Genomic DNA, 24,736 nt, shown 5'->3' with positions numbered 1-24,736 from the left:
CGGCCGGGCGCACATCGCGCCGTGGTCATGACCGCGACCATGACCACGGTCATGGTCCGGGTCCGCCGCACGTGGGAGGCCCGGCCCCGGAACCGGCCCTAGGCTGGGCGGGTGAACGTCTCGCCCGTCGACCGGCCCCGCCCGATCGGCCTGCTCTTCTGGGGCTGCGCCGGTTCGGCCGCGGTGATGCAGACGCTGATCTGGCCGGTGCCGGCCGCCGCCCGCCTGACCGTGGCCGGGGTCCTGGTGCTGCTCGCGCTGGTCTGGCCCACGCTGCGCTGGCGGCGCGGCGCCGGACGCTGGCCGGCCACCACCGCGTTCCTGCTGCTCACCGTGCTGGCCGGGGTGTTCGACGGCTCCAACGTCAGCCTGTTCCTGTTGCTGATCGCGCTTACCAACGTCACGCTCGCGTTCGGTCCGCGGGCCGGCGCGCTCACCACGGCCGGGCTGGTCGCCGCACAGTGCGCCGGTCAGCTCCTGCTGCGGCACCAGACGCTCACCTGGGCCGCGTACGAGATGTTCGCGGTCGCGCTGTACGGCGTCTTCGTGATGACGCTGGCCACCGCCGTGAACGAGGCCCGCGACGCGCGTGACCGGGTCGGCCGGCTCCACGACGAGCTGGACCGGGCCCACCGGGAGCTGCGACGGTACGCGCAGCACGCGCACGATCTCGCCGTGGCCGAGGAGCGCGTGCGGATGGCCCGCGAGCTGCACGACTCGGTCGGCCACCACCTGACCGTGGTCAAGGTCGGCCTGGAGAACGCGGAACGCTGGCGTGACCGCGAGCCGGACGCCGCCTGGCAGGACGTCCACCAGGCCAAGACGCTCACCGGCGACGCGCTCCAGGAGATCCGCCGGGTGATCCGCGCGCTGCGCCCGTCCCAGCTCGACGGCTGCCGTGGCAGCGACGCGCTGCGTGACCTGGCCCGCTCGTTCCAGGGCACCGGCCTGCGCGTCGACCTCACGATCGACGGCCCGGAACACCCGCTGCCGCACGACACGCTGCTGTTCCGCGCGCTCCAGGAGTCGCTGACCAACGCGCTGCGCCATTCCGGCGGCACCCGCGTCACGGTCCACCTCCGCCTCACCCCGGACACGGTTCACCTCACCGTGACCGACGACGGCCACGGCGCCGCCGGTGCCCCGCACGGCTTCGGCCTGACCTCGCTGACCGCCCGCGTCCACGACGCCGGCGGGACCCTGACCACGACGGACCCGGCCACCGGCGGCTTCCGCGTCCGCATCGACCTGCCGTCGCCCGATCCGGCCGTCCCGGCGGCACACGCGGGTCCGGCGACGCTCACCGAAGCGGTGACGCCGGAACCGAGCCGTGCCGGTGCACCGGCGGGGCCGGCGGGGCCGGCGGGGCCGGCGGGGCCGGCGTGAGCGGCGGGACCGGCGTGGGCGGCGCGCTGATCCGCGTGGTGCTGGTCGACGACCAGGACCTGATGCGCCGCGGCCTGCACCGGCTGCTGGATCTGGAACCGGACATCGAGGTGACCGGCGAGGCCGCGGACGGTCCGGCCGCGCTCGCGCTACCCGCGCTGGCCGAGGCGCACGTGGCGCTGATCGACGCGCGCATGCCGGGCATGACCGGCGTCGAGCTGATCGCCCGGCTCACCGTCGCCCATCCCGCCGTGAACACGCTGCTGCTGACCACGTTCGACGAGGACGAGTTCATCTTCGGCAGTCTCCGCGCCGGCGCCCGCGGCTTCCTCCTCAAGGACGCCTCCCCGGAGACGCTGATCGCCGCGATCCGCTCCGCCACCCGCGGCGGCACCGTCATCGACGCCCAGGTCTCCGCCCGCGTCATCGCCCGCCTCGACACCCCCGCCCCACTCCCGGCCACGCTCTCCGCACGCGAGGAGGAGGTGGCCCGCCTGGTCGCCACCGGCGCGTCCAACCAGGAGATCGCCCGCGCCCTCTTCCTGACCGAGGGCACCGTCAAGAACCACGTCTCCGCCGCCCTTCGCAAACTCGGCCTCCGCGACCGCACCCAGCTCGCCCTCACGTACGCCCGCCGCGGCTGACGGGCCGCGCTGGACGATGCCGTCTATCCGTTGCCTATCGCGCATTCATGATTCGGCGATCGTCCCGGGGTTTCATCGGACCTGGGCCCGGCACGCCGCCGGGACGCCGTGACGAGGAGACGACGATGAGCACCGACATCCTGGCCGCACAGGTCACCGGCCCGGTCCTGACGCCGGGCGACGCCGGGTACGAGGAGGAGACCGCGACCTGGAACCTGGCGATGACCGGCCGCCCGGTGGTGGCGGTGGGCGCCACCTCGACCGCGGACGTGCGGGCCGCGGTCCGCTGGGCCGCCGCGAATGACCTGCCGATCGCGGTCAGCGCGACCGGTCACGGGCAGGCGCTGCCGGCCGACGGCGCGCTGCTGATCAACCTGCGCCGGATGAACGACATCGTGATCGACGCGGCCGCGGGCACCGCCACGATCGGCGCGGCCGTGGAGATGCAGGACCTGGTCGACGCGGCCGCGAAGGCGGGGCTGGCGCCGCTGGCCGGCTCGTCGCTGAACGTCGGTGCGGTCGGTTACGTGCTCGGTGGCGGGCTCAGCTCCACGCTCGGCCGCACCTACGGCTGGGCCGCCGACCACGTGCGCGCCGCCGAGATCGTGACCGCGGACGGCGAGCTGCACACCGTGGACGCCGGCACCGCGCCGGACCTGTTCTGGGCGATCCGTGGCGGCAAGGGCAACTTCGGCGTGGTCACGTCGCTGACGATCGGCCTGGTCCCGGTCACCCGGCTCTACGGCGGCGGGATCTTCTTCGACGGTGCCGACGCCCGCCCGGTGCTGGACGCGTTCCGCCGCCTGGTCGCGGACGCGCCGGACGCGCTCACCGCGTCCGTGGCGTTCCTGCGCCTGCCGCCGCTGCCGTTCGTGCCGGAGCCGTTGCGGGGGCGGCTGAGCGTGCACGTCCGGATCGCCTACCTGGGCGATGCGGAGGAGGGCGAGCGCCTGGTCGCGGACGTGCGCGCGGCCGCCACGCCGCTCATCGACGCGGTGGCGGAGATGCCGTACACCGCGTTCGCCGCGATCCACGCCGACCCGGTCGACCCGATCCCGGCCTACGAGACCTCCGCGCTGCTGCGCGACTTCCCGGCCGAGGCCGCGGACGCGCTGATCGCCGCGGCCGGCCCGGGCGTGGACACGCCGGTGCTGGTGATCGAGGTGCGGCAGCTCGGCGGTGCGCTGGCCCGCGACCCCGAGGTGCCGTCCGCGACCGGCAACCGTACCGCGCCGTTCCAGCTCTTCCTCGGCGCGGCCGGTGCGCCCGGCATGGAGGAGGCGCTGCGCGAGCCGCTGTTCGGGCCGCTCCACGCGCTCACGCCGTGGGCGTCCGGGCGCCGCCAGGTCAACTTCCTCGGCGGGTACGACCTGGACGCCGCGGACGTCAGCGCGGCGTACGAGCCGGAGGCGTGGGAGCGCCTGCGCGCGATCAAGGCGGCGGTCGACCCCCGCAACCTGTTCCGGGTGAACCACAACATCCCGCCGCAGGGCTGAGCTGTTCCCGGGGGGTTGTCGCGGTGGCGATAACCTCCCGAAGAGCCCCCATTCAGTATGAAGAATTCACATGTCCGGTGTTCTCCCGGCCCGTGCCGACGGGCTAGAAATGCGGCGACCCCGTTCGTCACAGGCAAGGGAGCACAGACATGGACCGCACCCTCCGCCATGCCACGGCCACTGCCACCGCCACCGCGTCGGCCATCGTCCCACGCCGGCTCCCGGCCGTCGTCCGCCTCGCCGCCGCGCTGGTGATCGCCGCAGCCGGCCTGCTCACGATCGTCGTCGCGTCGCCCGCACAGGCCGCGGCCGTGTCCCAGCCGCTGCGCACGATGGTCGCGAACCTTGCGGTCGCCACCGAGGTCCGCACCGGCTACGACCGCGACCTGTTCAACCACTGGATCGACGCGGACGGCGACGGCTGCAACACCCGCTACGAGGTGCTGATCGCGGAGGCCACCACCACGCCGTCGGTCGGCTCCGGCTGCACGCTCAGCGGCGGCCGCTGGACCTCCTACTTCGACGGCGCGACCTGGACCGACCCGGCCGACCTCGACATCGACCACCTCGTCCCGCTCGCCGAGGCATGGGACTCGGGCGCGCGCACCTGGACGTCCGCGCAGCGCCAGTCGTTCGCGAACGACCTCGGCGACGCCCGCGCGCTCGCCGCGGTCACCGACGACGTCAACCAGTCCAAGGGCGACCGGGACCCGGCCGAGTGGCTACCGTCCGTGACCGGCGTGCACTGCCGCTACGTCACCGAGTGGACGGCCGTGAAGACCCGCTGGGGCCTGACCGTCGACACCACGGAGAAGAGCCGGCTCACGTCGCTCGCGGCCGGCTGCACCAACAGCACGGTCACGGTCGACGTGGTCATCGGCGCCGGCCCGACCGCGACCGCCACGCGCACCGCCACCGCGTCCCCGACCGGCGGCTCCGGCACCTGCACCGGCACGAACGGCACCGACGTCACCATCCCGGACGCCGGATCGCCGGTGACCAGCACCATCACCATCTCGGGCTGCGCCCGCACGGCCGCGTCCAGCAGCTCCACCGTCTACGTCAACGTCGTCCACCCGTTCCGCGGCGACGTCTCCGTCTATCTGTACGCGCCGGACAACACGTACTACGTGCTCAAGGCCGCGTCCACCACGGACAGCGCCGCGAACGTCAACACCACCTACACCGCGAACCTGTCCGGCGAGACCGCGAACGGCGCGTGGCGGCTCTCCGTCAAGGACAACGCCTCCGGCGACACCGGCTACCTGAACACCTGGACGCTGACGGTCTGAGAAGCCTATGCCGCCCCCGCTTCCGGCGGGCCGGGTTCCGCTCGCGGTGCTGTCGCCGAAGGTTCCGGAGCTCGGGCACGGCGTGCCCAGCCGGCGTGCGGGGGCGGTGCACGGGTTTCGGGACCACCCGCTCACGTGCAGGGAGGCCGCCCGCGGCCGACCGGTGCCCGCGGGAGCGTGCGGACGGTGACCACGCCGGAAACGGGAAATTAGCTTGCGCGCAGCGTCCGGGCGACCTCGATCAGGACCGTGTTGCCGGTGTCGTGCCCGTAGCGGTCGTCGACCGGCTTGAAGCCGTCCAGGTCCACGACCAGCATCGCCACCCGCTCGTGCCGGGCCGTGGCGCGGTCCAGGCCGGCACGGAGCCCGGCCACGTTCGCCAGCCCGGTGAGCGCGTCGGTGACCGCGGCCTCCCGCGAGTCACGCAGCGAGATGATCTGCCGGACCAGCAGCGCCCCGATGATCGCGCTCTGCGCCAGCACCAGCCCGCCCCAGAGCGTGAACTCCTCCCCCCGGGTCGTGCCGCCCGGCAGCAGCGCGTTCCCGGCCGCCACGCTGGCGAACGGCAGATACGCCGACCAGGACGGCGACTGCACCGGCGCGCTCGGCCGCCGGCCCGGCGGCTCACCCGCCGCGTCCGCGCGCATCGCGGCCACCGTCAGCACCAGCGACGCCAGGCTCAGACTGACCATGACGACCGGCGACTTCGCGGCCTGCTCGCCCTGCGCGCCGATCGAGGCGTAGAGCGTGTCCGTGATCGCGTAGAGCAGCACGCCGCCGAGCAGCGTCGTGACCGGGTCACCGAGCCGGGTGACGCCGCCGCGCAACAGCACCGCGCAGACCGCGACCACGAGCAGCAGGTTGCCCAGCGGGTAGCCGATCGCCATCGCCCAGGTGCCGGCCGGGCCGCGGTGCAGCGTGGGATGCAGCGCGAAGTACCAGATCACCATGAACGCGCCGTTGAACACCGCATGGGTCTCGGCCGCGAAGGCCCAGCGCTGCCGGCCCTCCATCCGGCGCACCGGGATGCTCAGCACGGACGCGGCCAGACACCCGAACATGCCCAGCCCGGAGAGGACCCCGGCCCACCAGAACGCGACCGCGCCGTTGACCGCGTGCACGCCGAACGCGAGCGTGGTCAGCAGCGACAGCGCCCGCCCGGCCGCGGCCAGCCGCCAGGTGCTCCGGGCCCGGTGCCGGGCGGCACGCAGCGAGTAGACGACGCCGAGGGCGTCGAGGGTCAGGAGCAACAGACCGAAGATCGTACTCCGTACGTCCGGCACCACCAGCGCCACGCCCTGCGCGACGGCGACGAGCAGGGACAGCACGATCGGCGCCGGCGCGCTCGTCCGTGTCGTTACCACCGTCGATGCCCCTTCGTGCGCTCAGACCACACTCGCCTATCGGTTGTGCCGTGCACGATCCAGGCGATCCGAGCCACCCGAGGGGCGGTTCGGACCGGAGAACGAACCTCTCGGCAGTTAGGTGGCCGTGCGCCGTCAGAGCGGCATCGGGTCCAACTCGCAGCTAGCCACCTGCCGGCGAGCTGCGGCCAGAACGGCGGGGTGATTCGGGCCCAGCACCCGCTGGCACCGAGCCAGAGCGTCGCTATGCAGTGCCTGCGCGCTCTCCTCGAGCCCGCGCAGTCGCAGCACCTGCGCCCGGTTCAGCGCGGCGGCCAGCGTCGACGGGTGATCCTGGCCCAGCGACGCGCGGCATCGTTCCAGAATCCCGGCGTCCAGCGCCCGCGCCCCCTCGACGTCGCCGACGGCGATGTGATCGCCGATCAGGTTCACGGCGCAGCCCAGCGTCATCAGGTGATCCGGCCCGAGCCGGTCGGTCAACGCGGGCAGCGCGATGGAGTCGAGCGCCCGCGCCTGCGCCGCCCGGTTCCTCAGCCGGAGGACGATGCCCAGATTGACGGAGGCGACCAGCGTGTACGGATGCATCTGGCCGAGAACGGTGCGGAACCGATCGGTGTTGTCCGCCGCCATCTCCTCGGCTCGCTCCCACTCCCCGGCACGGCGCAGATCGAGCGCATGGTTCAGCGCCGCTATCATGCTGCCCGGGCTGTCGGCGCCGAACGCGTCGGCGTAACGCCTCGCCGCGTCGGCGGAGAGAGCGAGAGCACCAGGGTGATCACCAGCTTTCCGTCGCGCGACGGACAGGTGGAGCCGGGTCTCCAACGTCTGGATGTCACGTTCGCCGAGATGATCGGTGAACGCCGCGGAGAGCAGCTCGAACTCGTCCCGGACGGCCAGATGTTCGCCGAGCTGGCAGCGGTCGATCAACACGCTGCGGTGGGCCACCATGGTCTGCACGTGCGTCCGGCCGAGGAGCCGTGCTCGCTGCTCGCGAATGTAATGGTCCACCTCTCGCGCCTGTGCGAACCGACCGGTCAGGCGCAGACTGACCGCGAGGTTGTGGCCGGCGTTGAGCGTCAGCGGGTCGTCCCGGCCGTACGACTCGATGTATCGGTCGTGCAGATCCCGGGACAACTCCAGTGACTCGCGGAACTTGCCCTCGATGCGCCGATCGGCTGCAATGGCCTGCAGCGTGCCCAGCAGGCCTTTCAGGTCCTTCGCTGCCGTCGCCTCGTGCACCGCCAGCAGCCGGGAGTTGAGCCGCGCCGCGTCCGGATAGCGGCCCACCGAGTAGAGCACGTATGCCAGCCAGTGCGCGATCCGCAGCGTCTGTGGTGCGTCCTCACCCAGGATCTGCCTCCACGAGTCGTGGGCACGTTGCGCGATTTCCAGGCTGACCTGGCGGTTACCCCGATGATGGTGGTAGCGGGCGACGTGCACGACCAGGTCGCGAACCCGGTCATCGGCTGCTGTGGTCGTCGCCTCCGACGCGACGAGGTGCGGGTGTAGAACGGCGTAGCGCGGCCACGTCGTCCGGTCCATCGGATCCCGCGGATCCGATGCGGCGAGCAACTGGTGTACGACCGTGCGCATGACTGACCGCTCGTCTGCCGTCATCCGCTCGACCAGCACCGCTTGCACGAGGCGGTGCAGCTGGATCGTGTCCGCTCTGGCGTCGATCCGGGCAAGGGCGTACCGGTGGACGTGCCGAATCGCGTTGCCGAGCCGGATCGGGTCCTCCAGCACGGCAGACAGTTCCGGCGCCGCTGAAATCGGCTCACCGGCCGCGAGAAAGGAACGCGGGATCGGCTCCGGAGCGAACAACGCACAGAGTTGCAGCACGAGCATGGCCGACGGGTTCTCGCGGGCCAGATGGTCGAGTGACAGGTTCCACGCAGCGGTCACCGGCAGGCGATAGTCGCCCGCCGACGACACCTCCATCAGCTCGATCCGCTTCTCACGTAGCAGGCCGAGGTACTCCGGGACCCGCATGCCGCTCTCGGCCATCCAGGCAGCGGCCTGCTCCAACGCCAGCGGCAGGTCACCGAGCTCCTCGGCAAGGCAATCGGTCTCCTCGCTGGTGAGCGCCGGTGCCCGCCGGGTGAGTAGCACCTGGCTCTCCTCACGGCGGAACACGTCCACCTCGACCGTGGTAGCGACCGACGACCACCTCGGATTACGTGAGGTGATGATGACGTGGCCGGAGCCGCCGAGCGGCACGTACGGCCGGACGTCCTCCGGGTCGTCGGCGTTATCGAAAATCAACAGCCAGTTCGGATACGGACGACCGACGCGCAACGCCTCCTTGACGGCCGGCACGACGGCGGTCTCGGCGTCGACCGGCAGCTCCAGTCGCTGGGCCAGTTGCGCCAGCGAGACCGAGATCTGGGCGGAGTCCTCGGCGGGGATCCACCAGACCACGTCGTACTCGCTTGCGTATCGATAGGCCAACTCCGTGACTATCTGGGTCTTGCCGACACCACCCATGCCGTGCACCGCGCCCGGCAGGACTGCCTCGGTGCCAGGGCCGAAGCGGTTCCGGAGCTCGCCGAGGAGAGCGGTCCGGCCGGTGAAGTTCGGATTCCGTGGTGGGACATCGCCCCAGACGGCGGGCACGTTGACTCTAGGTTGCGATTCGCGTTCCGCGGGAAAGGGCATGGCGCCGGCATCGTCGTACGGTCGTCCCATTTCAGCGCGGCTTTTGTCGATCGCGCTTTTACGCTCCAGGGACAAGCGGTGGAAACGCCCGGTGAGATTCCACTTGGCGGCCGTGTTGGTGATGATTTCCCGGAGTGTTCTTCCCGCATCGAGCGGGATTCGCGTGACGGCGAGCTCAAGAAAAATCAGGAACAGCGGAACGCCGTGATCGTGCCGGTTCGACGCGGCCAGATGGGAGAACATGTGCCACGCGGTGCGGCAGTGTTCGGGCGGGGGAACTTGGGGATCTACGACGCGGTACATCGCCGTGGCAGTCCGGGCGTGAAGGTGATGCAGGGCTTCCCGCACGGACTGCCAGGCGGCCGGTGAGAAATGGGAGATCGCGTGCCACTCGTCATCGGCTTGGTGAAGGCGTCGCATCGGTTCACCGCTGATCCACGCGCCGGCCTCGGAGATCAGGTCGGGCAGGAATCCCCGATCGGCGCAGGCGTGCACGATCGCACTCAGGTGTGGGCGGTCGGATTCCATCTCCTCCACCGGTAGCCGCGACCCTCGCCGATGCGCCACCGAGTTGATCAAGCGAAGGCGTTGCGTCTGATCGGTGAATCGGCCGCTTCGCCGCAGCTCACCAGCGATGTCATCCAGAATTCTGGCATGGAGGTGGCGCTGCGACGGGGAAGTCACCGCGATCTCCTCCCCGGGCGGGCCGGTGGCGGCCACATGGGCTCGGACATCGATGATACTGAGACTCTGCCGGTCGGTGCACTATCGTGCGGCTGCCCACATCCACGCGACCAGCTCCGTTGTGCCGGCGCCGGCACATTCAGCGAGCACGGCGTTGATCAGTTCGGGGCGTTCCAGCAGCAGCGTCGAGGCCGGGTCGCCCAGCGCGCGCAGAGTGAGTCCGAGACCACTCCACGCGTGCCGATTCCGGGGCTCGTCGGCCAGCCGGGCCAGATATCCGTTCCGGGCTCGCTCCGGATCGCCGGAGAAAAGGGCGGCATCGGGCGGTAGCGTGCCCCGCGTGGTCTCCGAGATGAATGCGGGCTTCCCGGCCCGGGCGTCGAACTCGGCACGATCGCGAAGCATGCGCCGGATCAGGATCGCTCTGCCGTCAAGGTCGCGCGCCCGCACATCTGTCACCGGGCACGCGCGTGGATCGATTGGGACGGGCGGGCACGGGCGACCGTGGCGCCATGCGTTCGCCGCGGCTGTCACCCAGTCCCGCGGCGCCGGCATGTGGAGCATTCGCCATTGCGCGTAGTGGTCAGCGGTGGCGTCAGCGGCCAGGCGTGTGGCTTCCGGCGCGACAGGCTCGGTGCTCCAGGTGGCCGCAGTTCCGCTGAGGCCGGCGATCAGGGCACGGCCGTCCGGCGACAACCTCGTCTCCTCGCCGAGGGCAGCCAGTACGCGGTCGACCTGCATCTTTCTCAGAGCGAACTCGAAGGTCGCGGCTGGGCCCGACCGCTGACGCCAGAAGCCGGTGATGCCGACGAACGCGTAGACGCCCTGTAGTTGCCCGCTCAGCGGCCGCGGATCGTCACGCCATGGCGCGTACAGCAGGGGACCGTCGTCGGCGTCGATGAACTTCTTCAGCTGCAGCAGCGCGCCGAGCGTCACGTGCCGGGTCTCGTGGACCAGAGTCTCCGCGCACTGCTCGTCGTCGTTCGGCATCGATGCGCGGACCCCGGCGAATGACGCGTTCGACGAGCCGCTGTACGGTCGGTGACTCTCGGTCGCCGGCAGCGGATCGATCGATATGACGGCGGCGGCGATCGCCTCCGCATGTGGCCGATTCTGGGCGACGAGGAGTGGCCACGCGCCCTTCAGGAGCTGTCGCCATCGCGCCACGTCATCCGCCGGAAGGGGCTTGGGGGGCATCCCGCCCCGGAAATCCCGGTACGGGTCGACGTCGTCGAGGAACACCCGGATGTTCGCTCCGTCTGCCTCGGCGGTAAGCACGGGTGTCGAACGCCAGCCCTCGGCCGCGGCGTCGCCAATCCGAATGATCCGCCCGCCGGCGGAGGCGGATGCGTCGGCACCGATTCTGCGCACCTCGGCAAGAGGCCCGGGTGCTTCCGGGAACGACGCCGTGCCGATCGTGGGCAGTACCACGATGCCTAGTACTCCAGCAGGAGATCCGTTCTGAGCTGGGTGACTGGTGTGGTTTTGTCCGTGTACGGCAAGCAGCCACCGTCGAGGCTCAGCGGTTGTGTGGACTACTGAGAACACGGCGGTGGCTGCCGCCTACAGAGTAGACGCCCGGCGTTGGTCGGAGCTGTTCGAGACGTTGATGGACACGATCGAGACCCGCTTCGTCCGGCCGGAACCGCGACGCCGGGTCCGCGACTTCGTGGCCGGGCTACTCGCGCCGTTGCCGGTTAAGAACTGCTGGACGATCGCGGAACACGCCGGGGACGCCGGGCCGGGCGGTATGCAGGATTTGATCGGTCGAGCCAGCTGGGACGACGCTCTGGTGCGTGCCGACGTCCGTGATTTCGTCGCGGCCCGGCTCGGGCATCCCGACGGGATCCTGGTGATCGACGAGACCGGGGATCTGAAGAAGGGCACCCACACCGTCGGTGTCCAGCGGCAGTATTCCGGCACCGCGGGGAAGATCGAGAACTGTCAGCTCGCGGTGCACCTGTCCTACGCCTCACCGTTCGGGCACACGTTGGTCGATGTCGCTCTCTACTTGCCGAGGTCCTGGACCGAAGACCCCGCGCGGCGCCTCGAAGCGGGCGTGCCGGACACCGTCGGCTTCGCCACGAAGCCGCAGTTGGCGCGTCGGCTGGTCGCCTCGGCGGTGGCTGGTGGACTGCCCTGCCGGTGGGTTGCCGGCGACGAAGCCTACGGCAGCGACCCGAACCTCGCCACGGCGTTACGCGGCCTGCGGATCGGCTATGTCCTCGCCGTTGCCTGCTCGCACCGGGTCCCCACCGGCCTCGGCACCTACCGCACCGATCAGATCGCCACCGGCCTGCCGAGACACGCTTGGCAGCGGATCTCCGGCGGCTCGGGCGCGAAAGGACAGCGCTACTACGACTGGGCGTTCATCACGCTGCCCCTTGCCGCTGACCAGCACGCAGGTCACCACTGGCTGCTGATCCGCCGCAACCGCACTACCGGTGAGCTGGCCTTCTACCGCTGTTGGAGCCCTGAACGTGTTGCCCTGCGCCAACTTGTCACCGTCGCCGGCCGCCGCTGGAGCATCGAGGAATCGTTCCAGGCCACCAAAACCGGCCTCGGACTCGACCAACACCAGCACCGCCGCTGGAAAGCATGGCACCGCTGGACCACCCTGGTCATCGCCGCCCACGCCTTCCTCGCCGCAGCCGCAGCAGTCAGCACAGCGAGCCCGGACGGGCTGATCGACATCACCGTCAACGAACTCCGCCGACTGTTCCACGCCCTGATCCTCGACCCCGCACGACGCAACACCGACGTCATCGCTTGGTCCATCTTCAGACGCCGCCACCAGGACTCAGCCAAAATCAGCCACTACGCCAGACAAGCACTCACAGAACCGTAAAACGGATCTCCTGCTGGAGTACTAGGGGTGCCGGTACGGACAGGGTGAAGTCGATGCCTGCGCGAATGGCTGCCGCAGCGGCAAGAAGATGTAGGTAGCCGACGTCGTGCCACAGCGGTGTGTCGCGTCTTTCGACCTCGTACAGGCGTTTCACCAGATGAACCAGCCACGCTCCCACGTGCGGATACATCACCACCTCGTCGGCTGCGTCCGCGTCCGCCCGCTCGGCCGCCTCCAGAATGCGGAACGCATCCTCCGCGGCGGGCAGCGGGCTCAGGTCGAGCCCGCTGAGCTTCCTCCGTACGTGTTTCAGCGCTACCGTCGATCGTCTGACGCGTTCCGCGGACATAAGCCGGTGAACGGCGTCCTCCGTAGGATTCCCCGTGAGCAGGCTGTCCCGTGCCGCAGTCGGTAGTTCGGTTGTCATCGTGGGTCCTGTGTAGGTGATCTTATGGCTGTCGGTCGTCTACCGGATTGATGTCAGAGCCCGGATCATTCGTCTCCTGTGGGTTGTATTCGCTAATGTTTTCGCAAATGCCGTCGAGGAAGCCTAGGAGAGCATTGTCCGGGTCTTCCGAAATGAATGAGGAATCTTGTCGCCAGAGGTCGGAAAGGCGCATTTTGCTGTCGCCATGATCTGCTGGTTCGACGACTGCGGGAGGTGGCAGCATCAACTCTCCTTGGCGCAAAATTCCGAGGGAATGGTTCAGCTTCGGGCTCGGTGGTGCCGGGGGTGGGTCACCGAAGATGCGCTGATGGTAGTCCCTTATACACCTTTCCGTACCTATGTCAGGATATCGACTCATCGTGTCGTGCTCGATACATTGCCCGTTGAATGCTGGAGCATGATTCCGTTTCGGTTCTGCCTCAATCGCGGCGAACATGTTCCGCGCGGCGCGCGCCTGCACGATGCGACTGCGACGCCGATCGGTTGACGGGTGGGGCGGTGCCGCCGGTTTGCCGACCCCGGGATGGCCGCTCGCCCCATGCCGCGCGGCGCATCGTCTGCAAGGACAACGGCTCTACCCGGGTTTGGGGTACGACCGCTTCGCCCGCTGGTCGCCGGGCTCCCGACGAGAGCTGGATTCTGCGGCAGGGCGCCATGGCTGCGGCCGGAGTCGCCGGGTGTGCAACGGAATCGTGGTACTTCGCGGCGGTGCGGCAGCCCGTGCCCGGTCTCGTACTTCAACGACGGTCGTCCTGATTCGACGTAGCTGGATGTAACGCGGATCCGGCATCATTGACGACCGGCAGTCAATGTGGTCGACGGGTGGTGTTCTCGTGAAGCGTCGCGTCCTCGTGTTCGCCGCCGTCGTGGGCGGGTTGCTGGCCGTGCTGCCCGGCGTCGCGCAAGCGACACCGCAGCCGCCGCAAGCTCCGGCCGGCTTCGTCAGTCTGTCCGATGTAGACCCGACGATCCTGCACGACATCCGGTACCGCGGATTCCACAACTTCGTGGGCCGGCCGATCGACGGCTACCGCGAGCCGCTGTGCCTGCTCACCCGGCCTGCGGCGGAGGCGCTGCGGCGCGTGCAGGCGGGCCTTCGGGCGACGGGCTACACCCTCAAGGTGTACGACTGCTACCGCCCGCAGCGCGCGGTCGACCACTTCGCTGCCTGGGCCGAGGACCTGGGCGACGAGCTGACGAAGCGCGAGTTCTACCCGGAGGTGGCGAAGACCCGGCTGTTCGAGGACGGCTACATCGCACACCGGTCCGGCCACAGCCGGGGCAGCACGGTGGACCTGACGATCGTCCGGCTCCCGGCCCGGCCGCAGCCGCCGTACGTCCCCGGCCAGCCATTGATCCCGTGTTTCGCGCCGGTGTGGCTGCGGTTCCCGGACAACACCGTCGACATGGGCACCGGCTACGACTGCTTCGACCCGCGCGCGAACACGCTCGACCCGCGGATCACCGGCCGCGCCCTGGCCAACCGGCTGCTGCTCCGCGACGCGATGGCCGCGGCCGGCTTCACCGACTACGACCTGGAGTGGTGGCGCTTCACCCTGGCCGGGGAGCCGTACCCGGACACCTACTTCGACTTCCCGGTCACGCGCCGCTCACTGCCCTGACGCGGCGATGCGCCGCCACCGGAGTGTGACCCACGTCACCCACTGAACGCAATCTCCGTCGTGTCGGGGCGACGACCTACCGGGCGTGAACCACAGTGCGGGAGTGACCGGACTCGACGAGGAGGCGTTGTTGCGCCGGGTCGGGCGTGGTGATCGGGCCGCGTTCGACGAGTTCTACCGGCGTACGGCGCCGTGGCTCGCGGTTCGTCTGCGCCGGCGCTGCCGCGACGACGAACTGGTGGCCGAGGTGATGCAGGACTCGTACGTGGCGGCCTGGCGGGCTGCGGCGGGGTACGTGGGTGATCCGATGGGTGGCAGCGCGGCCGGCTGGCTGTGGACGATCGCGGCGCGGCGGCTGGTGGACGCGTTCCGGCGCGAGGCGCGGCACGACGAGGTGCCGCTGGCCGGTGAGCCGCCGCGGGCGACCGCGCCGGCGGCCGAGGACGAGGTGCTGGACGTGATCCCGGACGCGGCGCTCGCGGCGGCGCTCGGGCGGCTGGCGCCGGAACTGCGCGCGGTGCTGCGTGCGATGGTCCTGGACGGGCTGACCGCGCGGGAGACGGCCGCACTGCTGGGCGTGCCGGAGGGCACCGTGAAGACCCGGGTGCGCCGGGCCCGGATCGAGCTGCGGAGGGCGTTGTCGTGAGTGACGTGTGTGTCCCGGAGGACCTTCTCACCCGGTACGCCACCGGGGACGACCTGCCGGAGGAGACGCTCTGGGTGCTGGAGGCGCACCTCGAGCGCTGCCCGGCGTGCCGGGCGCGGATGACGCGTGTGATCGAGGCCGATCCGGTGCTTCCGGTGCTGGTCGAGTCCGTGCGCGTGGCGGTCGGGCCGCGGCTCGGGCCGGGGCACGGCCGGCTCTGGGGGCTGCGGCACCGGGCACGCCGGGCGTTGGCCCGGTGGGCGGTGCCGGCGGTGCTGCCCTGGCTGGCCATGACGGTCGCGGTGCCGCTGGCCGCGACGCTGCTCGAGGCGGCCGGGCCGGGTGACATGCCGCCGCTGCTGTTGCTGATCGCGCCGCTGGTGCCGGTGCTCGGTGTGGCCGTCTCCTGGAACCGGTGGACCGACCCGGCGCATGCGCTGGTCGCGGTCACGCCGCAGGCCGGGCTGACGCTGGTGCTGCGCCGCACGCTGGTGGCGCTGCTGGTGACGCTGCCGCCGGTGGCGCTGGCCGGGCTCGCGGTCGGCGCGTCCCCGGCCCGCTGGCTGCTGCCCGGGCTCGCGTTCACGGCCGTGGTGCTGGCGGCCGGCGCGCTGACCGGGGTGGGCCGCGCCGCGGTCGGCGTGACCGCGCTGTGGTCGGTGGCCGTGGTCGTGCCCACGCTGGCCGACGCGCGGGACCCGGTGGTCCTGGCTCCGGCGGCGGCCCCGGCCTGGCTCGCGGTCGCGGTCGCGGCGACGGCCGTGCTGGCCCGCTTCCGCGACCGCTACCGCCTCGCCCGGTGAACCGGGCCCACCGCGCGGGCCGTGCGGGCTCCCGGCGTCGCCGACCGCGCCACGGATCAGCGGCCCTACCGCCGGAAGCGGCGCCCGCGGGAACCGGCGCGCGCCGCGGAATCCGGTGCACCGCCGGAACCGGCGTAGCAGGAGTGGCCTGCCGCAGCGAAGCCGTCACCCGTGAAGCGGACCCACCGCCACCGACCACGCTTCCGGCACCCCCGAAGCGACATGGACGAACCGACACCGGCGCCGTCGAGCGCCGCCCAGAACGACAGAACCGGACAGGAGAAGGATGCGTGCGATAGGAGACGACCGGCCGGCCGCATGGCCGATCCGGGCGGAGGGATTGTCGGTCCGCGCCGGCCGCCGCCTCGCCGTCGACGGCGTCGACCTGGACCTGGGACCGGGCGTGCACGGCGTGCTCGGCCCGAACGGCGCCGGCAAGACCACGCTGCTGCGTGCGCTGGCCACCGTCACCCCACCCGCCGCCGGCACGCTCGAACTGACCGGTCAGCCGGTCCACGCCGGTGGCGACCTGCGGGAGATCCGGCGCCGGCTCGGCTACCTGCCGCAGACCTTCGGCTACTACCGGCGTTTCACCGTACGGGAGTTCGTCGAGTACCTGGCCTGGCTGAAGGAGCTGCCCGCGCACGACATCCCGGCCGCGGCGCAGCGCGCGATCGACCAGTGTGGACTGACCGACCGCGCGGACGAGAAGCTGCGCACGCTCTCCGGCGGCATGATCCGCCGGGTCGGGCTGGCACAGGCGCTGGTCGGCGACCCGGGGCTGCTGATCCTGGACGAGCCCACCTCCGGCGTCGACCCCGGCAACCGGCAGGAGCTGCGCACGCTGCTGCGCGGCCTGGGCCGTACCGCCTGCGTGGTGATCGCCACCCACGTGATCGAGGACGTGGCCGCGGCCTGCACCGGCCTGATCGTGCTGCGCGAGGGCCGGGTCGCGTTCCGCGGCACGCCCGCGGAGCTGGCCGCCCGCGCCGAGCCCGGCGACGACGGCATGACGAGCACCTACGAGCGAGGGTACGCGGAGGTACTCCGATGACGATCCGCCTGACACTGCTGGAACTGCGCCGCACGCTGCTGCCCTGGCTGATAGTCGCGATGCTGTTCGCGTCCTGGGCGATGACCTCGGACGGGATGGACCCGCGCTGGCCCGGCCTGGTGAACGCGACCGTGCTCGGCCACCGCGCCGCGCTGGCGCTGCTCTGGCCGCTGGCACTGACCGCCGGGGTGTGGATCGGCCGCCGGGACGGCGCGGCCGGCACCACCGAACTGATCGGCGTCACGTCCCGCCGCCCCCGGTCCCGGCTGGCGCTGCGGGCGGTCCTGCTCGGCGCCGGGCTGGCCGTGGTCTACCTGGCCGCGCTCGGGCAGACGCTCGGCCTGGCGGTGCTGGACGCGGACACGTACTGGCCGTCCGGCTGGCCCTGGGCGCTGCTGACCGGCGCGCTCGGCCTGGCCGCGGCCGGTCTGCTCGGCCTCGCGCTCGGGCGGCTGCTGCCGTCACTGTGGACGGTCCCGGCGACGCTGGTGGTCTCCGCCGTGCTGTTCTTCGCGTTGGAGGTGCTGGCCCAGGACCGGCCGGCCCGCGCGTTCGCGCTGCTGCCGTCGTACCTGCCGGAGGGCGGCACCGCCGGTGAGTTCCTCCGGTTCGGTGCCGCCACCGTCGCGGGCCAAACGATCTGGTTCGTGGCGCTCGGCACGGCCGGCTTCCTGTGCTACGCGCTGCCGTCGCGGCCCCGCCCGGCCGCGCTGGTGCCCGGCGCCGCGGTGCTGGCCGCCGGTCTGGCCGCCGCGCTGCTGGTGCTGCCACCGGCCGCGCGGGCGACGACGGTCGACGCGGGCGCCACCGCGCAGGTCTGCGCGGACGGCACGCCGCGGGTGTGCGTGACCCGCGCCTACGCGAAGACGCTGCCGGAGCTGACCGGCCCGGCCCGGGAGGCGCTGACCGCGCTGAGCCGGCTGCCGGACGCGCCGTCCGCGCTGATCCAGGACGAGCACGCGTTCGGCGTGCAGACCCTTCAAGATCCGTCCACGGTACGGGTACGCCTCACCGTCGACGGCACCGGCGCGCTGGTCACCGGCGGTCCCACGCTGGTCGAGGACCTGCTCGACGGCGCCGGCACGCTCCGCTGCGAGGACTACACCACGCGCGAGGCCGACGTCCGCCAGCGCGCCGCCCGCGCGGTCGCCGCGTCCTGGCTGCTCGGCCGGTCCGCGCCACCGGTGACCTACCTGGACGAGGACCGCGTGGCGACCGCTCAGGCCTGGGACGCACTGCACGCGATCCCACCGGCCGAGCAGCTGTCCCGCGTGGCCGCGCTGCGCCAGGCCGGCCTCCAGTGCCGCGCCGGCCTGTTCGAGATCCTCACCGGCACCGCCTGACCGGGTTCTCCGCTCCCGGCACCGCTCGGCCCGCATCGGGGCATCGGGCGTCGCCGGGAGCGGATCCGCGACTCCGGGGTGCGCCGCCGCCACACCGCGCGCGACTCGGGGGCGGCGTAGCTCTCCCGGGGTAGCGGGTATGGCTCCGCCGCCGGACGACGCGGCCGGAGGCCGGTCCATAGCGTGACCGCGATGGATACCAAAGCCGTGCGCGGCACGCTGACCGGGCCCGGCGCGCGCGGTCGTTGACCACCTCGACGGTGAGTTCCCGCGCGGTCGCGGCGACCCGCACCCGGGTGTCCGCGCCGGGCGCGTGCCGCACCACGTTGCTCAGCGACTCCTGCACGATCCGGAACGCGGCCACGCCGACCGACTCCGGGATGGCCAGGTCGCGCACCTCGGACGGTACGGTCAGCTGCACCGCGATGCCGCCGCGCCGGGCGGAGACGGCCAGCTCGTCCAGGTCGCGCAGGCCCGGCGCCGGGCGCAGCGGGCGTCGGCGAGCTGCCGGCGGATCAGCGCGCGCTGCCGCCACGCGATCGCGCCGAACAGCACCAGCGCCGAGTTCGTCGCGTAGACGACCAGCGTCTCGTCGGCCGCGTCGAAGTTGCGCCCGCGCGGGTCGAGTATCGCCAGCAGGATCAGGATCAGCGCGGACGCCCACCACGTCGCCACCGCCTCGCGCCATGGACGGCACAGGCCGACCAGGCCGACGTAGAAGATCAGAACCACCATCACCGGTACGGCGAGCGGCCACGCATGCTCGTCTACCGGCTGCGTCCAGGCGAACACCAGCACGGCGGCGAACTGCAGCGCCGCGGCGAGCCGGGGTCGCACCGGGACCAGCGGCAGCGCGGCGCAGCCCGCGGTCGCAGCGCCGAACGCGACGAGCACCGGCAGGCCGTAGACGTCCGCGCTGAGCGTGGCCGTGACGACCAGCAGCAGCCCGGCCGCCGAGCCCAGCCCGACCCACCACAGCGCGCGCACCGGCCGGCCGTCCGTCACGTCGCTCACCTGTTCCTCGTCCCGCGCGTACGCTCGCCACGCTACCGGCGAGGAACGGGCCGCGCGTCGTGCCGGCGGGGGAGCCGACCCCGTACCGGAGAGGTGCGCGCCCCGGTCAGGCGGCCTCGATCCGGAGCGTGCCGAGCCCGGCGGACGCGTCCAGGTCGAGGCGGTCGGTGGCGGCCTGCCAGTCGCGGGACTGGAACACCTCACCCTTCGCGATGCCGTTCTTCGACGCGCCGTCGATCTCCACCGTGCCGGCGCCCTGCCGGATCGCGACCCGGGCCGGGGCACGCGCGGGGGTCCGTACCGTGAGCTGGTTGGCGCCCTTGGTGAGCGAGATCGGCAGCGTGCCGTCCGGCGCGGGCAGGCTCAGGTCGATGCTGGTGGCGCCGCCGGCCAGCGTCACCTCCGCGACCGGGGCCGCGCTCAGGTCGACCGCGCCCTCGTCGACACCGGCCAGCAGCCGCACTGACCAGCGCACCTCGTCGCTGAGCAGCACCTCCACCTCTGCGGTGGCGTCGGCGTTGCCGCTCGGCTGGAGGAACAGCCGCACCTCACCGTCCTCGGTGACCGCGTTCGGCAGCACGCCGCTCCGCTCCGGTGCGCTGATCCGGAACAGGTCGCCGTCCAGCGAGGTGGTCCGTACGGCCAGGATCGTCACGTCGTTGAGCAGCGCGAACGTGGCCTCCTCCCGGCCGTCCAGCGGCGCGGACGCGGTGCGCCCGCCGCCGGCCTCCGGAGCCGGTGCGGTCTCCTGCGGTGCGGTCTCCTCCGGCGTCGTGGTCTCCGGGGCCCGCTCGTCCGGCACGGCCGGTGCGGCGGTCGTGCCCTGGTCCGTGGCGTCGTTCGGCAGCTGCACCACGATCAGCGCGGTCAGTCCGACCAGCAGCAGCAACGCCATCGCGACGCCGGCCAGGACCCGCCCGCCGCGCCGGGCCGCCGGCACCGCCGCGGTCTCGCCGTTCCAGTGCAGGTCGTCACCGTCCGCGGGCGGATGGACGAGATCCTCCGCCAGCACCAGATCCTCGAACGGATCCCGAACCTCGGTGTCGTCCGCCGCCGGCACCGCTGCCGGGGGCGCGGCGTCGTCCAGGTGGTAGACGTCCGCCTCCGGGCCGATCCGGTGCGGCGCGTCCGGCCAGTAGTCGGCGATCGACGGCCACCCGGCCGGCTGCTTCTCCGGCTCGTCGCCGGGGTCCGCGACCGGCGGTTGCGCCGCCGTCGCGACCTCCCAGGACCTCTGCTCCGCTGCCCCGCCGCCCTGCGTCACCGTGACTCCCATCCGCCGGCATGTTGTCGCCCATCAGATGGCACGCACGGAAGGCCGCCACGGATCAACAGCACGTGCGTGAAATCGTGTTCTCACTCGACGGGGAGCGCGGGCGCCGCGCCCCGGGCGTACGCTGACCTGCGTGGATCATGAAGAGCGCATCGCCCTGTTCCTCGACTACGAGAATCTGGCGATCGGGGCCCGCGAGCACCTGGGCGGGCTTCCGTTCGCCCTGAAGCCGGTCGCGGACGCGCTGGCCGAGCGCGGGCGGGTGGTGGTGCGGAAGGCGTACGCGGACTGGTCGTACTTCGACGACGACCGCCGGATGCTCACCCGGTCGCACGTGGAACTGATCGACATCCCGCAGCGGATGGGCGCGTCCCGGAAGAACGCGGCGGACATCAAGATGGTGGTGGACGCGCTGGAGCTGGCGTTCGAGCGGCCGTACATCTCCACGTTCGTGCTCTGCACCGGCGACAGCGACTTCACGCCGCTGGTGCACAAGCTGCGGGAGCTGAACAAGCGGGTGATCGGCGTGGGCGTGCAGAGGTCCACGTCCGGGCTGCTGCCACCGGCCTGTGACGAGTTCCTCTACTACGACCGGCTGGAGGGGGTGGAGGTGCCGCCGGCCCGGCCGAAGCGCAGCCGCCCGGCCCCGGAACCGGTCGCCCCGGCCGAGCCGGAGCCGGTCGAGGTGCACGTGGCCGTGGAGGTGGCGCCGGACGCGCCGGACGCCGCGGAGGCGCCCGCGCGGGACGCCGACACGCTCGCCACGCTGGTCGCGCAGACCGTCACCGGTCTGCAGCAGAGCGCGAACGGCGCGGTGACCGCGTCCACGCTGAAGCGCACGCTGCTGCGCAAGGACCCCACGTTCAGCGAGGCCGACTACGGTTTCCGCGCGTTCGGCGAACTGCTGCGCCACCTGCGCGAGCAGAACGTGGTCGAGCTGAGCGACGGCTCGGCCAAGGGCGACCCCGAGGTCAGCCTGCCGGAGCACGGCGACCGGGAGGCCGCGTTCGGCGTGCTGCGGGCGGTCGTGCGGGAGCTGTCCACCGGCAACGGCGCCGTCGCGCTCTCCGGCCTGAAGAACCGGGTCCGCAAGGTCGCGCCCGGGTTCAGCGAGAAGAAGCTCGGGTACCGCTCGTTCCTGCAGTTCTGCAAGGCGGCCGCGACCAGCGGCGCGGTCGCGCTGGAGTGGAACGCGGACGCGGACGACTACCTGCTGACCCCGCCGGAGGGCGCTCAGGGTTGAGCCGAATGGCTGAGCTGATCTGTGACGGCGATCACTAGCATTCGGGCATGCCCGTGCCGCGGCGCATCCCCATCGCGTGGGAGGCGGAGCATCGCACCCAGACCATCGGCCGGTACGCCGACGGCCAGTTCTACGCGGCGGTGCACGGCTCGTACCGGCCCGGCGCCGGCCCCGCGTGGTACGCGTACGTGCATTTGTTCGACGCGGACGGCCGGTACCGGGAGACCCGGGTGCGGCTGTTGGCCCGCACCGCGGTGCTGGCCGACTCCGACGGCGCGGAGCGGGTGCTGGCCGGCCTGCTGGCCGGCCTGCACCGGATCCGGTTCGGGAACATCGCGGTGCGGCCGTTCCGGTTCGAGCACGACGGCGTCCTCTTCGCGCTGGTGGACGAGTCCGACGAGCGGCGCGGCCCGTGGGCCGAGCTCTACCCGGACCGGCTCGGCTTCACCGAGCCGTGGAACGGCACCTACACCACCTGATCAGCCCAGGTCGACCGTGACCGTGACGGTGACCCGCCTGCCGTCCACCGTCACCGCGGCCGGCTGCGCGGGCGTGACCGGCCGCGGGCCCGGTGCGGAGCCCGTGTGCGACGCGAAGATCGGTGCGTCCGGGCGGAGCAGCACCTCGTACGCGTGCACGGTGTGCTCCTCGTTGCCGTAGCCGATGTTCGCCGCCCCGAACTCCCGGCGCACCTTGCCGAGCTGCAGGTTGTTGCCGTCGATCGACGCGCGCGCCACGTAGAGCGGGACGCCGTGGTGCTCGTGCCCGGCCTCGTACGCGTCGTCCGGCACGTGCCCGCCGACCGCGACGCCCCAGATACCGCGGTCCATCAGCACCTCGTACTCGCCGGGCACGCCGATCTCGTCGCCGCCCCAGGCGACGCCGGCCAGGCCTAGCCCGGGCCGGACCTTGCCGGGGTGCAGCCCGCCGTGCAGCCGCACCCGGCACACCCAGAGCGGCGAGCCGTCGTCGTCGTACCCGTGCGGGATCGCACCCTCCGGGATCCGCCCGTCCGACGCGGTCTCCCACCGATAGTCCGTCATCTCACTCCTCGCGCCGAGCGGGTTCGTCGGTGAGCCCGCGGCAGCAGGATAGCGATGAAGATCAAAAGAACGGCACCGGCGTCGTCAACGGCCGGACAGGCGCAGGTGGCGGTGGGCGGCCATCCGGACCGGCGCGTTCGCCTCGCCGCACCCGTCGTAGCCGCCGCGCCGCTCGACGATCTCGAAGAACACCCGGCCGCCGTGCACCGGCGTGTAGAAGTGCAGCAGCTCGCCGCCGTGCGCGTCCCGGTCGTAGAGGATGCCGTGCCGGCGCAGCGGCTCGACCGCCTCGTCCGCCAGCGCGAACCGGGCCGCGAGGTCCGAGTAGTAGTTGTCCGGGATCGCCAGCCGCCGTGGCACCCGCGCGGCCACCGCCAGGATGTCCGACGTGGAGAACGCGACGTGCTGCGGCTCCGGCACGCCGGGCGCCCACTCGCCGCGGCGCAGCAGCGCGACGGTCAGTGCCAGGCGCACCTGCCGGCCGGCCGTGACCAGCGCGCGCGAGCGCATCAGCCCGAACGGCGCGGCGAACTCCGCGGTCGCGAGCCGGTCCAGCCCGAGCACCGAGTGGTAGAACAACCCGGCTTCGTCGAAGTGATCGAACGGCTGCGTCAGTCCGACGTGGTCGGTGTCGAGCAGCCCGGTGCCGGCGTTCTCGCCGGTCGGCAGGAAGTCCGCGCGCCAGTCCGGGGCCGGGCCGGTCAGGAACACGTCAGTGCCGTCCGGTGCGGTGACGGACGCCAGCGAGATCTCGCGTGGGCCGTGCGCGCTGACGTGCGCCGGTGCCCGCAGCGCGGCCGCCCGGTGCAGCGCGGCCGCGGGGTCGTCGGTGCTGACCGCGATCGCGCTGATCGCGACGCCGGGCCGGGTCACCGCGCTGTTCAGCACGACCCGGCAGGCTGACTGTTCCCACAGTTCGACGGGCTTGGTCCGGTGCTGGCCGGTGTGCGCGAAACCCAGGCCGCGCAACGCCTCGCGCAGCTGCGGTCCGGTGCCGCCGTCCACCGCGAACTCGGTGAACGCGTGACCGCGCAGCGCGGGTGCGAGCGGCAGTGGGCGCAGGCCGGCCCGGTCCTCCAGCGCGATCAGCGAGCGCATCGCGTCGACCGCGGTGCGTGCCGGGTCGGACTGCCGGAAGACGTCGTTGAACACCTCCAGGGACAGCGGTCCGTCGTACCCACTGGCCTTGATGGTCCTGATCAGGCCGGGCAGGTCGAACGCGCCCTGACCGGGGAAGAGCCGGTGGTGGCGGCTCCACTGGAGCACGTCCATCCGCAGGTGTGGCGCGTCGGCCAGCTGAACGAAGAAGATCTTCCCGGGCGTGATGCCCGCGATGCCGTCCGGGCTCACCTCGCGGGACAGGATGTGGAACGAGTCCAGGCACAGCCCGAGCGCGGGGTGGTCCGCCGCCCGCACGATCCGCCAGGCATGATCCCAGGTGGACACGTGCCGGCCCCAGGCGAGCGCCTCGTAGGCGATCCTGATCCCGCGCTCGGCCGCCTGAGCGGACAGTAAGGCAAGTTGCTCCGCGGCCAGCGCGTCGTCGTCGCGGGCGTCCGGCGACACCGACGAGCACACCAGCATGGTGTTCACGCCGAGCGCCGCCATCACGTCGAACTTGCGCGCCGCCCGGCGCAGATTCAGCTCAAGAGCCTCCCGCGGTACGGCCTCGAAGTCGCGGAACGGCTGGTAGAGGTCGATCGACAGGCCGAGGTCCGCGCACCGGTCCCGGATCTCGGCCGGTGACCACGGCGAGACCACGAGGTCGTTCTCGAACAGTTCGATGCCGTCGAACCCGGCCGCCGCCGCGGCGGTCAGCTTGTCGTCCAGCGTCCCGGAGACGCACACCGTCGCGATCGACCGCCGCATTCCGTA

General features: G+C 72.0%; 20 protein-coding genes. 12 read left to right on the top strand and 8 right to left on the bottom strand.

All coding sequences use genetic code 11. The features are described from left to right. Window positions 1-111 precede the first annotated feature (111 nt). From J2S42_RS06760 to J2S42_RS06745, 4 genes are all read left to right on the top strand, one after another. A complete protein-coding gene (locus J2S42_RS06760) occupies window positions 112-1,386 on the top strand; it encodes a sensor histidine kinase (RefSeq protein ID WP_307236305.1) in 1,275 nt (424 codons plus the stop codon). Beyond that, window positions 1,383-2,030, top strand: a complete 648-nt coding sequence (locus J2S42_RS06755) for a response regulator (protein ID WP_307236304.1) — start codon at window positions 1,383-1,385, stop codon at window positions 2,028-2,030. Before J2S42_RS06760 ends, J2S42_RS06755 begins: the two co-directional genes overlap by 4 nt. Window positions 2,031-2,155: 125 nt before the next feature. Further along, the gene (locus tag J2S42_RS06750; protein WP_307236303.1) at window positions 2,156-3,526 is read left to right on the top strand and encodes an FAD-binding oxidoreductase; all 1,371 of its coding nucleotides are present in this window, start codon (window positions 2,156-2,158) and stop codon (window positions 3,524-3,526) included. A 149-nt stretch (window positions 3,527-3,675) separates the two neighbouring features. Next, entirely contained in the window at window positions 3,676-4,818 is a 1,143-nt protein-coding gene (locus J2S42_RS06745; protein ID WP_307236302.1) for a proprotein convertase P-domain-containing protein, read from the top strand. A gap of 209 nt (window positions 4,819-5,027) precedes the next feature. Here the strand turns inward: J2S42_RS06745 and J2S42_RS06740 are convergent, their stop codons facing one another. From J2S42_RS06740 to J2S42_RS06730, 3 genes are all read right to left on the bottom strand, one after another. Beyond that, window positions 5,028-6,182, bottom strand: coding sequence for a diguanylate cyclase domain-containing protein (locus J2S42_RS06740; RefSeq protein WP_307236301.1), 1,155 nt, complete (start codon window positions 6,180-6,182; stop codon window positions 5,028-5,030). A 135-nt stretch (window positions 6,183-6,317) separates the two neighbouring features. Beyond that, entirely contained in the window at window positions 6,318-9,560 is a 3,243-nt protein-coding gene (gene fxsT, locus J2S42_RS06735; protein WP_307236300.1) for an FxSxx-COOH system tetratricopeptide repeat protein, read from the bottom strand. Between the two features lie 45 nt (window positions 9,561-9,605). Further along, on the bottom strand, window positions 9,606-10,955 hold the full coding sequence (locus tag J2S42_RS06730; RefSeq protein ID WP_307236298.1) for an aKG-HExxH-type peptide beta-hydroxylase: 1,350 nt from the start codon (window positions 10,953-10,955) through the stop codon (window positions 9,606-9,608). A gap of 178 nt (window positions 10,956-11,133) precedes the next feature. Here J2S42_RS06730 and J2S42_RS06725 point away from each other — a divergent pair, with 178 nt between their 5' ends. Continuing rightward, window positions 11,134-12,372 carry an IS701 family transposase gene (locus tag J2S42_RS06725; RefSeq protein ID WP_307248643.1) on the top strand — a complete coding sequence of 413 codons (1,239 nt, stop codon included), beginning with the start codon at window positions 11,134-11,136 and terminating at the stop codon, window positions 12,370-12,372. Here J2S42_RS06725 and J2S42_RS06720 read toward each other — a convergent pair. After that, window positions 12,359-12,799, bottom strand: coding sequence for a hypothetical protein (locus J2S42_RS06720; RefSeq protein ID WP_307236296.1), 441 nt, complete (start codon window positions 12,797-12,799; stop codon window positions 12,359-12,361). The two genes, J2S42_RS06725 and J2S42_RS06720, sit on opposite strands and share 14 nt — an antisense overlap. Window positions 12,800-13,653: 854 nt before the next feature. On the opposite strand from J2S42_RS06720, the gene J2S42_RS06715 reads away from it, so the two are divergent. The 5 genes from J2S42_RS06715 to J2S42_RS06695 all read left to right on the top strand — a co-directional run bounded on the left by J2S42_RS06715 (window position 13,654) and on the right by J2S42_RS06695 (window position 18,288). Then, window positions 13,654-14,442, top strand: a complete 789-nt coding sequence (locus J2S42_RS06715; RefSeq protein ID WP_307236294.1) for a M15 family metallopeptidase — start codon at window positions 13,654-13,656, stop codon at window positions 14,440-14,442. Window positions 14,443-14,545: 103 nt separating this feature from the next. Beyond that, window positions 14,546-15,088, top strand: a complete 543-nt coding sequence (locus J2S42_RS06710) for an RNA polymerase sigma factor (RefSeq protein WP_307236292.1) — start codon at window positions 14,546-14,548, stop codon at window positions 15,086-15,088. After that, the gene (locus tag J2S42_RS06705; protein ID WP_307236290.1) at window positions 15,085-15,891 is read left to right on the top strand and encodes a zf-HC2 domain-containing protein; all 807 of its coding nucleotides are present in this window, start codon (window positions 15,085-15,087) and stop codon (window positions 15,889-15,891) included. The genes J2S42_RS06710 and J2S42_RS06705 overlap by 4 nt, the downstream gene beginning before the upstream one ends. A gap of 286 nt (window positions 15,892-16,177) precedes the next feature. Further along, window positions 16,178-16,945, top strand: a complete 768-nt coding sequence (locus J2S42_RS06700) for an ATP-binding cassette domain-containing protein (RefSeq protein WP_307236288.1) — start codon at window positions 16,178-16,180, stop codon at window positions 16,943-16,945. Next, a complete protein-coding gene (locus tag J2S42_RS06695; protein ID WP_307236285.1) occupies window positions 16,942-18,288 on the top strand; it encodes a hypothetical protein in 1,347 nt (448 codons plus the stop codon). Before J2S42_RS06700 ends, J2S42_RS06695 begins: the two co-directional genes overlap by 4 nt. Window positions 18,289-18,699: 411 nt before the next feature. Here J2S42_RS06695 and J2S42_RS06690 read toward each other — a convergent pair whose 3' ends face one another. Then, a complete protein-coding gene (locus J2S42_RS06690) occupies window positions 18,700-19,302 on the bottom strand; it encodes a hypothetical protein (protein ID WP_307236283.1) in 603 nt (200 codons plus the stop codon). A gap of 106 nt (window positions 19,303-19,408) precedes the next feature. Further along, window positions 19,409-20,578 (bottom strand): hypothetical protein, encoded by a 1,170-nt coding sequence (locus J2S42_RS06685; RefSeq protein ID WP_307236281.1) that lies wholly within the window; start codon window positions 20,576-20,578, stop codon window positions 19,409-19,411. Window positions 20,579-20,708: 130 nt separating this feature from the next. On the opposite strand from J2S42_RS06685, the gene J2S42_RS06680 reads away from it, so the two are divergent. After that, on the top strand, window positions 20,709-21,818 hold the full coding sequence (locus J2S42_RS06680) for a PIN domain-containing protein (protein ID WP_307236280.1): 1,110 nt from the start codon (window positions 20,709-20,711) through the stop codon (window positions 21,816-21,818). A gap of 47 nt (window positions 21,819-21,865) precedes the next feature. Further along, a complete protein-coding gene (locus J2S42_RS06675; protein WP_307236277.1) occupies window positions 21,866-22,297 on the top strand; it encodes a hypothetical protein in 432 nt (143 codons plus the stop codon). Here J2S42_RS06675 and J2S42_RS06670 read toward each other — a convergent pair whose 3' ends face one another. Together J2S42_RS06670 and J2S42_RS06665 are read right to left on the bottom strand one after the other, a co-directional pair. After that, window positions 22,298-22,861, bottom strand: coding sequence for a DUF3421 domain-containing protein (locus tag J2S42_RS06670; RefSeq protein ID WP_307236275.1), 564 nt, complete (start codon window positions 22,859-22,861; stop codon window positions 22,298-22,300). Between the two features lie 84 nt (window positions 22,862-22,945). Beyond that, on the bottom strand, window positions 22,946-24,730 hold the full coding sequence (locus tag J2S42_RS06665) for a sugar phosphate isomerase/epimerase and 4-hydroxyphenylpyruvate domain-containing protein (RefSeq protein WP_307236273.1): 1,785 nt from the start codon (window positions 24,728-24,730) through the stop codon (window positions 22,946-22,948). Window positions 24,731-24,736 lie beyond the last annotated feature (6 nt).

The sequence above is a fragment of the Catenuloplanes indicus genome (genome assembly GCF_030813715.1).
In the GTDB taxonomy this organism is placed as follows: domain Bacteria; phylum Actinomycetota; class Actinomycetes; order Mycobacteriales; family Micromonosporaceae; genus Catenuloplanes; species Catenuloplanes indicus.
Note: the sequence above shows the minus strand (reverse complement) of the source record. Positions and strands in the feature narration are given on the sequence as shown.

Bases quoted from the DNA above. Each gene is read 5' to 3' on its own strand.
- J2S42_RS06750 (WP_307236303.1), top strand. From the start codon at position 2,156: ATGAGCACCGACATCCTGGCCGCACAGGTCACCGGCCCGGTCCTGACG.
- J2S42_RS06745 (WP_307236302.1), top strand. From the start codon at position 3,676: ATGGACCGCACCCTCCGCCATGCCACGGCCACTGCCACCGCCACCGCG.
- J2S42_RS06725 (WP_307248643.1), top strand. From the start codon at position 11,134: ATGGACACGATCGAGACCCGCTTCGTCCGGCCGGAACCGCGACGCCGG.
- J2S42_RS06720 (WP_307236296.1), bottom strand. From the start codon at position 12,799: ATGACAACCGAACTACCGACTGCGGCACGGGACAGCCTGCTCACGGGG.
- J2S42_RS06700 (WP_307236288.1), top strand. From the start codon at position 16,178: ATGCGTGCGATAGGAGACGACCGGCCGGCCGCATGGCCGATCCGGGCG.
- J2S42_RS06695 (WP_307236285.1), top strand. From the start codon at position 16,942: ATGACGATCCGCCTGACACTGCTGGAACTGCGCCGCACGCTGCTGCCC.
- J2S42_RS06685 (WP_307236281.1), bottom strand. From the start codon at position 20,578: ATGGGAGTCACGGTGACGCAGGGCGGCGGGGCAGCGGAGCAGAGGTCC.
- J2S42_RS06675 (WP_307236277.1), top strand. From the start codon at position 21,866: ATGCCCGTGCCGCGGCGCATCCCCATCGCGTGGGAGGCGGAGCATCGC.
- J2S42_RS06670 (WP_307236275.1), bottom strand. From the start codon at position 22,861: ATGACGGACTATCGGTGGGAGACCGCGTCGGACGGGCGGATCCCGGAG.
- J2S42_RS06665 (WP_307236273.1), bottom strand. From the start codon at position 24,730: ATGCGGCGGTCGATCGCGACGGTGTGCGTCTCCGGGACGCTGGACGAC.